Below are 6,263 nucleotides of genomic sequence, written 5' to 3' on the forward strand. Positions count from 1 at the left end.
CTTTGATGCCAAGGCACATAAACGCTGTAACGGCAAATGGGTTTATTCTAAAATTGATCTTGTTTGTAATGGCATTTCAGATCCATAAATGTATTTTAGAATAGGAAACTTGAGTTAACTACTTTTAAAAGAATAAAAAATCGTTTAGATTAGTATTTTAACTAAAGTGAATATAAACCAACAAGTTGTGTTATCCATACGTTATGCACAAGCATCATGAAATTCAACTTCAATCAAAATATGAATATATCAGTAGCCCAATTTCAACCAAAAGACGGAGATAAAACATACAACTTATCGGTAATCCGAAAACTTGCGGAAAAAGCAAAATCCAACGGAGCGGATTTAATAAGTTTTCACGAGATGTCAATTACCGCTTACACTTTTACCAAGGACTTGAGCCTAGAGCAGATAACAGAATTGGCAGAGGAAGTGCCAAACGGAGAAAGTACGCAGGAATTAATTGCCATTTCCAGAGAATTGAGTATTCCGATTTTAGCAGGTCTAGTAGAAAAATCAAATGGAAAAATATATAACACGTATATCTGCGTTACGGGAGACGGGCTTGTAGCAAAGTATCGAAAAATACATCCATTCATTAGTAAGTATATGTCCGCAGGCGACAAATATTGTGTATTCGACCTACTTGGTTGGAAATGTGGAATTTTGATTTGCTATGACAATAACGTAATTGAAAATGTTCGAGCAACAAGCCTTATAGGGGCGGAATTAATTTTTGCACCTCACGTTACAGGTTGTACGCCATCGGCCATGCCACATCGGGATTACGTAGCCGACAAATACTGGCAGAACCGTGAAAATGACCCTGTTTCGTTACGAATGGAGTTTGACGGGCCGAAAGGTAGGCGATGGCTAATGCGTTGGTTGCCAGCGAGAGCATACGATAACGGAGTTTACTACGCATTTACAAACCCAATTGGCTATGACGGGGAGCATCTGAAAAACGGCAATTCGATGATAATCGACCCGTATGGAGAAATCTTATCCGAAATAAAGTCCTTCGAAAATGAAATTACGACTTCAAAAATCACAAAAGAAAAAATTCACCTCTCAGGAGGTTGGAGGTATAAAAATGCTCGAAGACCAGAACTATACAAGGACATAATAGGTAGTAATCACAAATCGGACACAACGCCCGTTTGGATGAAAGAAGAAACAACCAAAGATTGAGAAAATGCCAGCGCATAATCGAGTAGACGGCTCCGCCAGTAACTGACGGAGTGCGCCTCTCACACCACCGTACATACGGGTCTCGTACCTGCCTGCGGCAGGCAGGTACGGCGGTTCATAATCCATCTTTTCACTCGCTCTTTACACCAATTGAAACTATTTCGTACTTTATGAATAGGCTACAGATTTTCTTGGGATTCGGTCACCCAATGAATGAAAAACAATGCTCCTATTCTAATTTCCGAAACGATTATGTTCAGTCCTTTCCCATTTGTGAGACCTATGCAGTTTGCTGCACCTCGTTCCCTATGGGTACTATGACCTCTGCTGACTTCTCCACTATACCACCCCGTGGTTATGGAGACCTCCCCAGGTAAGGATATCTTCTTTCCCCTGATTCCTGCCGGATCTACTACTTCGGTATTCATTTCCAAAGAAACGTTTAGGACTTCACAATGATGCGCTTGTTCATCCAACCTTATAGCCTCTTATCCGGTTCCTGTTCGTCAGTACCAAGGTTTGTAGTCCTGCTTCCTTTACTTCCCGTCTCACGACAGAAAAGCTTGCAGCTTACTAATGGTTCAAGGCGTTACTCCTGCCCATAAGGGACTTGCACCCTCTAGATTAATATCATATCTTAGATATGATAAAGATGCCCATGCTGGGCACACACACCGCGTATAGCTCATTGCGGCTGAATTTTCTACCGAAAATTCATTGCAATTTGCTATCTTTAGGTTACGGCGAAAAATCCTCGCGGATTTCCCGCAACGAGCCATACACAAAACCGTCAGACTGTCTCAAAACCTCTAATTTTGTGTTGAGTGTTCAGCTACCTGAGAAAATTTTTAAATACTCGATTCTCAGGAAGTGTTTTTGAGTTTTGAGACAGACTGCCGTTTGGGAGAATTGAAAAAAAGAAATAAATGGAAGCAAAAATATTAGAGCGTTTTCATGAAAGTAATAGTACTTGCTTTTTGACAAGTATTGTATTGAAAGATTACGTTGACAGTCTACCGGCTGACTATAAATCATATGATGTACAAAGGGAGATAGTAAAGAATACTTACCTCGACAATCTTGTCACTACGATTATTGAAGGAAACCATATACCTCCAATTGTTTTAGTAATAGAAGAAAATGAATATTCCGACAAGGGCAACATTCTATCGATTGATAAATATAAAATCCTGGATGGTTTACAGAGAACCTTTAGGCTTAAAATTATATTCGACTCAATCAATCTACTTTCATCAAAAATTGAAGAAAATGGTAAGGAAATTCTTGATTATTCTAAGTTACAACTTAACAAGTCCTTTAAGGAAGATTTAATCCAGATTGAGAGTAATTCAACTATTCTATATGAGTTGACCTCTTATGCCAAAAAAGAAGGACAAAAAAATCTATCTAACTTATTCGATAGACAACAGTGGTTTGAAGTATGGCAGGGACTTTCTCCTGACCAAGAAGTGACGAAAATGCTCATTCTGAACGCTGGGCACAAGCCTGTCAAAACGAAACATCAACTTGAGTTACTTTTTAGGAACATTATACCCATTCTTCAGAAAGTTGATTTTCCCGATTTTGAATTAATCAGAGAAAAGGAATTAAGCTCAATTCAATATAGCAAGTCTAGAATCCCTGGACAGTTTCATTTCTCTCATATAATCACATCGGTACTTTCTTTAAGTGAAGGCAAACCGTTGACAACTAACACAAACCTTATTCAAAAAACTCAAGCAAACTATTTCAATGATGAGGTATTCGATAGGTTTTTACATATTGATTTTTTAAAGTCGTTTTTACGAACGCTTCTTGAAATTGATTCTGCGGTATCCTCACACTATAATGACGTAGGTATAAAATGGATGGGACGTGAAACCTCTTTGGTTGGCATGTTTGCAGCTACTGGTAAACACATAAATGAAAATTATGTCAAACCTATTGAGGCATTGAACTTTTTGAAAGATAAAATAGTTCAGAATCCTTCCATTTTAGCTCTAAATGAATTTGAGAAACACAGAAATAATGTTGACTTAGCCAAAGTCAACATTGGTAATGTAAATAAGAAAGCTGTATACAATGGTCTTTCCACGATTCTAGATGAGAGCTCAGAGAAAATAGACTGGTCACTTTACTTTAAAACCGCATAATTATGGAATTAAAGGAAATAGTCTATAATAATTTAAATCGAATTATTAGTGGTGTAACCACTAACGGCAATGAGTTTGAGCAGTATTATGATGGTTTAGGCGATGAAGATAAAAAAGCAGATTTGTTTAGTCTATCAGAGGATATTGAAGCTCAATTAAAGGAAATCAAAAAATCAAAACTTAACGGAGTAATTCACGCTGACTTTGATGACACATTAACTCTATTAGAGAAATTTTCGGAAAAATTTCCAGACTATCCTAATCATAGGATTCATGAGGGCATTGTAATAGTTTATTTAATTAATCTACTGAATGAGTCAATTGATGAGGAAATTTCATTAGAAGAGGATTACGACATATCTCAATTAGAAATTACCAAGCTTACTAAACAAATTCATCAAAGAAATTTCGCGTATTTTGATGAGAATGAGTTAAAAAACTCAATTGTATTACTTGATTTTTCTAATACCACTAGAATCGCTGATTACTTTTCTCAAAATTCGATTCCTAGGCAACTTATTATACAAGTAATTGCAAACCTGGGTATAGAGGCTAATCCTTTGGAAACAACACAGTACGTATTAGTAAATAAAAATATCGTAGCAAACAGTAGTCAAATAAGGTCAGCTCTTTGTATTCACATTGTTAAAAGTGGAAAAATAATTCATACACCATACGATTACGATCAACTTCCCAATATCAGTTCGACTAGACAAATTAATCAAGAAGTGAAATACCAGCAATTTGATGATTCAATATTAATTTTAAGTGAATACAATCATCAGACAGACATTTTGGATAAATATCTAAGAATCTATCATTTGATTGAAAATTTCATGTACAAGTATCCACTGACAAAATTAGAACGGAAGTATTCTGGAGATGTTTTTTCAATTAGGGATTTCCAAAGAATGCATGACGTGGTAAGCAATAGTGAATTAAGCGCTCTGAAAAAGCTGTTTGCCGCTATATGCGAAGAGAATTATTCCGCTACTCAAAAGTTTACGAAATTTATTAATGATTCATGGACTGCACTTTATCCAAATGTAATTGCAGATAAATCAAAGGTAGACACTCTATTGAGTTTACTTAGAATTGATAAGAATTACGATTCTATCAATGCTGATCAAATACCTAGCTTCATAGCTAAGCTTGTGTATGCATTTAGAAATTCCCTAGTTCATAATAGAGAAACTGAATTTCACCTCACACATGAAACGCTCCTAAATCATTCTCAGATAGAAAACACTGCTCAATTGTTATTGGAAAAATTCGTGATTCCGATAGTTGAGGAAATTGTGTTTTATTTAATTATTGAGCAGAATAATTTGGTTTGGTTTTCCAACTCAACAATTAAATTATTTAATGAAAACTAACTCTCCCCAATCGAGTGGATGGTTCCGCCATCAAATGACGGAGTGCACCCCTCACACCACCGTACGTGCGGGTCTCGCATACGGCGGTTCAACAATGAAACTCATCGATTGTAGTATTCGATTAGACTAACATAACCTTTCATTTTTAAGCGTTTTACGGTGATGGTGGTACGCAGAATGGGACTTTGGGCTACTGCCCATCCGCCCATTCGGGTACGACTCCAGGCATAAGCTTGGTCTGGATTAATTCCCAACCGAATAAGGTTTTTCCGTTTTCGTTCGGGCTTTTTCCAGTGATGCCAAATGCAATACCGTAAACGATTCCTTAACCATTCTTCCAGCTTTTTAAGCTTTCCTAGAATGGATGCCGGTTTGAAGTAGTTTATCCAGCCCCTTAGCAATAAATTGATTCTGTGGATACGTTCTTCAAAGCTTGCAGGAGTGGTCTTTTTGGTAATATATTTAAGTTTAGCCTTAAATGTATCCCATTTTGACGCTTCTGCCACAATTTGGTACTTTGCCTTTTCTCCTTTCTTGTAGGTTGGCACAAAACCAAATCCCAGCACCTGAAAGGTTAAAGGCTTACGTACTCCGCTTTTCTTCCTATTGATTGGAAGCCGGAGTTTATCCCGCAGAAATCTGTAGAGACTATTACCTATGCGTTTCGCAGCGGGTTTACTTCGAACGTAAATACTAAAATCATCGGCATATCTTACATAGCGGTGCCCTCGCTTTTCCAATTCTTTATCCAACTCATTGAGCAGGATATTGGAAAGCAAAGGACTCAAAGGAGAACCTTGCGGGACTCCTTTTCTACGTTTATGCAACTTGCCGTTAATTTGTATCGGAGCTCTCAAAAATGACCGCAATAACTTTAAGGTAGCCCGGCATTTTACCTTTTTGAATACCAAGTCTAACAGGACATCGTGGGCCACTTCATCAAAGAAGCTCTTTAGATCAATATCGACGATGTTTTGGTAGCCAGAATTGATATTTTCAAGGCTCTGTGCAACGGCCTGATGGGCATTGCGGTTTGGTCTGAACCCATAACTGTGCTTTTGGAAGTCTGGCTCAAATACGGGTTGCAAAACCTGATGTAATGCTTGCTGAAATACCCTGTCGACAACTGTGGGAATACCGAGTAAACGTTTCTTCCCGTTGCTTTTTGGAATTTCAGCCCCCAGTATTGGAGACACCTGATAAGATTCCCTTTCTATCTGCTCGGTGTATTGCTTGCCGTGAGTTTTCAGAATAGATTGGAGTCCTGTTATTTGGACATTATCTATACCTGCTGCTCCTTTGTTGCGATACACCTGACGGAAGCCCTGGTTTAGGTTCTTTTTACTTGTTAATTCTTTAATCATTAATACTAAAACAAATTTGTTGTCTCGCTTGATCGAAGGCTATTATTTTACCGGAAGGCTATCCGTAGCGTAAGATTGCTCCCTCGTTTATTGAGGACCATTATCGTTCAGTCCTTCACCAACCTATCAGGAGGCTGGCTACTATGACGTCGGCTGATTTCTCCACCTAGCCATCTCGT

General features: G+C 37.9%; 4 protein-coding genes and 1 pseudogene. 4 read left to right on the forward strand and 1 reads right to left on the reverse strand.

What is annotated here, in order from left to right:
- The 4 genes and pseudogenes from L1967_RS22520 to L1967_RS21865 all read left to right on the forward strand — a co-directional run.
- Window positions 1–104: pseudogene (locus L1967_RS22520) on the forward strand (IS982 family transposase); the annotation flags it as partial.
- Window positions 105–240: 136 nt separating this feature from the next.
- The gene (locus tag L1967_RS21855) at window positions 241–1,191 is read left to right on the forward strand and encodes a nitrilase family protein (protein WP_249603617.1); all 951 of its coding nucleotides are present in this window, start codon (window positions 241–243) and stop codon (window positions 1,189–1,191) included.
- A 926-nt stretch (window positions 1,192–2,117) separates the two neighbouring features.
- Window positions 2,118–3,344 (forward strand): hypothetical protein, encoded by a 1,227-nt coding sequence (locus L1967_RS21860; protein WP_249603618.1) that lies wholly within the window; start codon window positions 2,118–2,120, stop codon window positions 3,342–3,344.
- Between the two features lie 2 nt (window positions 3,345–3,346).
- Window positions 3,347–4,720, forward strand: coding sequence for a hypothetical protein (locus L1967_RS21865; RefSeq protein WP_249603619.1), 1,374 nt, complete (start codon window positions 3,347–3,349; stop codon window positions 4,718–4,720).
- Between the two features lie 101 nt (window positions 4,721–4,821).
- On the opposite strand, the gene ltrA is transcribed toward L1967_RS21865, so the two are convergent.
- The gene (gene ltrA / locus L1967_RS21870) at window positions 4,822–6,084 is read right to left on the reverse strand and encodes a group II intron reverse transcriptase/maturase (RefSeq protein WP_249603620.1); all 1,263 of its coding nucleotides are present in this window, start codon (window positions 6,082–6,084) and stop codon (window positions 4,822–4,824) included.
- Between the last annotated feature and the right edge of the window lie 179 nt (window positions 6,085–6,263).

Source organism: Zunongwangia pacifica, from assembly GCF_023499215.1.
In the GTDB taxonomy this organism is placed as follows: domain Bacteria; phylum Bacteroidota; class Bacteroidia; order Flavobacteriales; family Flavobacteriaceae; genus Zunongwangia; species Zunongwangia pacifica.

Excerpts from the sequence above, each read along its gene's own strand:
- ltrA (WP_249603620.1), bottom strand. The coding sequence starts at position 6,084 with ATGATTAAAGAATTAACAAGTAAAAAGAACCTAAACCAGGGCTTCCGT.
- L1967_RS21865 (WP_249603619.1), top strand. The coding sequence starts at position 3,347 with ATGGAATTAAAGGAAATAGTCTATAATAATTTAAATCGAATTATTAGT.
- L1967_RS21855 (WP_249603617.1), top strand. The coding sequence starts at position 241 with ATGAATATATCAGTAGCCCAATTTCAACCAAAAGACGGAGATAAAACA.
- L1967_RS21860 (WP_249603618.1), top strand. The coding sequence starts at position 2,118 with ATGGAAGCAAAAATATTAGAGCGTTTTCATGAAAGTAATAGTACTTGC.